The organism is Streptomyces poriferorum, from assembly GCF_019399235.1.
Lineage (GTDB): Bacteria > Actinomycetota > Actinomycetes > Streptomycetales > Streptomycetaceae > Streptomyces > Streptomyces poriferorum.
On record NZ_JAELVH010000637.1, the window covers coordinates 1 to 476 of the forward strand.

1 pseudogene is annotated in these 476 nt (G+C 70.2%); it reads right to left on the reverse strand.

Going from position 1 to position 476, the window contains the following annotated elements:
• Nucleotides 1–47: 47 nt before the first annotated feature.
• Nucleotides 48–476, reverse strand: a pseudogene (locus tag JGS39_RS40175) (teichoic acid biosynthesis protein C); the annotation flags it as partial.

Sequence of the window (476 nt, forward strand, 5' to 3'; positions counted from 1 at the left end):
CGGCGACAACACGGGGCGCGCCGTGTCGTGAGCCCGCAAGCCGTGAATCAGGACGGCTGAACGAGCCCCGCCTTGCCGTAGACCGTCGCCACCCGCGCGCCCGCATCGCCCGAGGCGAAGCCCATGCCGATGCTGAAGACGCCGGGCTGGGCCGGGTCCGGGACGAGGACTCCCAGGCCCTCCGGCTCGCGGTAGTCCAGCGTGTACGCGGCTGCCGTGTGGGCCGGGTTGACGGTTTCCTTGAACGGCGAGGGCGGCGCCGGGTCCAGGGAGCCCGTGGTGAGGTTCACCGAGGTGATGAACGTGTTGCCGACGCCGGGCGCGGAGATCACCGTGTCCTGGCCGTTGATCTTCTGGACGGAACCGTAGCTGTTGCCGTGCAGCATGTAGAGGTACTGACCGACGACGGCGTACCCCTGGAGGAACGGGCTGCCGTACGTGGTGAGGGGCCAACCGGGAACCGCCGGGAGGGACGG